Raw genomic sequence first — 1671 nt, 5'->3', positions numbered from 1 at the left:
CCGGCAGGCCGAGCGACGACCTCCCCCACCCCTCGCTCGGCCTGCCGGTCTACGAGGCCGGGCGCCCGAGCCCCCAGGCGGCCTGCCGCATCGGCGACGCCAGGGTGCTCGCCCGGGCGGGCGTGGCGCTGCCCAGCCAATCCGAGCTACGCCAGTCCTAGATCGCCAGGCGGCCCCGCGATGGTGCGACCCGGCGATGGCAGCATCTGTCGAGCGCCATCGACCGCCGCCGGGAGGCCGCTTGCGGCGACGACGGTCGCGACATCGACGATGCGTGCGGCGCCATTCCTCTTAAGACGGCAGTTCGCCGCCCCCTGTAGCTCCAGTCGCCTGGATCGGGGCCATTCGGCGCTTGACCGCTGTTTGGACCCACAACTAGGCTCCTGAGGAACGCGATTCTCGTTGCTCAGGGACCGATGGACTTCCTCCCCTCGACTTCGCCCGGCGACGTCAGCTCGAATAGGTCTTACCCCGATGCCAACCGGCTAATTCTCCCAAGCTGATCGCTGGGGGCTGGAAGCTCCTTTCAGGATGTTGCCGCAGTGAGTCACGACCAGAACTTCAAGAATCTGATCTTGGACTACCCGCGCGAGGCGCTCGCCTTCTTCGCCCCGTCCGAGGTCGCGGACCTGTTGGGTGAGGTGCGTATCACACCGCTCCGCCAAGAACAGCTGCAGGAACGCCTCGGTGAGCGTTTCCGAGAGCTCGATATCCCGTTGCTAGTAGAGTGGCCAGACGGCCGTCGCGCGGCAGTGCTGTTCGTCATCGAGCAGGAGAGCGAGGCGCGCCGCTTCTCGATTCACCGGCTGATCCACTACTGCACGGACCTCTCCGAGCTTTGCCAAACCGAGCGCGTCGTTCCGGTGGTCGTCTTCCTCCACGGCGCCCCTCGATACCGTGCGCTGCGCTTGGGCAGCGACCGCGCGACCTATCTCGACTTCACCTACATCGCCTGCGAGCTCGCCGCGGTGCACTACCGGCGTTACCACGACAGCCCAAATATCGTAGCTCGCCTCAACCTCCCCAACATGCGCCATGAGCGCAGCGAGCGCCTGGCGGTCTACGCCGCCGCCGTGCGCGGGCTCACGAGCCTCGAGACCGATCCCGAGCGCCAGCTCAAGTATCTGGATTTTATCGATATCTACGCCGCACTCGACGACGATGAGCGGCAGCGCTACAGTCAAGAATATCCCGAAGAGGCCAAAGCCATGACCAGCTTTGCAGAACGTTTCCGAGAACAAGGCATGCAGAAAGGCGAAGCCGCCGTGGTCGTTCGCCTACTGCAATCGAAATTCGGTGATCTCCCGGAGACAGCCCGCGAACGCATCGAGGCCGCTGATCCAGAGACCCTGCTCGTCTGGTCGGAACGGATCCTGACTGCCTCAAGCCTCGACGAGGTCCTTCATTGAGCAAAAGGCCACCGCCGCATACGCCGCGGCGGTTCGTCTACCGCTTGTGTTACGTGGGTACACGTTGGCAGCACGTCGAGCATGCACGTCACGGCTCTGACGACCCACTGCGCCGACTGCACGCGCGCAGCCCTTAGGATCTGTCCGCAAATAAGTGTCTCATTCTGAGCGCCCTGCTATGATAGGGGCATGGTCGATGAGATCGCGATCAAGAAGCGATTTGAACTGCTGGCGCCGGTACTCGATGAGCGCCTGCGGCGAC

At 64.2% G+C, this 1671-nt stretch carries 1 protein-coding gene; it reads left to right on the top strand.

Features of this window, described 5'->3' with window-relative positions; genetic code table 11:
- Positions 1 to 542 precede the first annotated feature (542 nt).
- Complete coding sequence (locus CKO41_RS18180) at positions 543 to 1409, top strand: DUF4351 domain-containing protein (RefSeq protein ID WP_200383279.1); 867 nt, start codon at positions 543 to 545, stop codon at positions 1407 to 1409.
- Positions 1410 to 1671: the final 262 nt, after the last annotated feature.

The organism is Thiococcus pfennigii (assembly GCF_016583835.1).
GTDB lineage: Bacteria > Pseudomonadota > Gammaproteobacteria > Chromatiales > Chromatiaceae > Thiococcus > Thiococcus pfennigii.
This window is presented reverse-complemented; position numbering and strand designations above follow the sequence as displayed.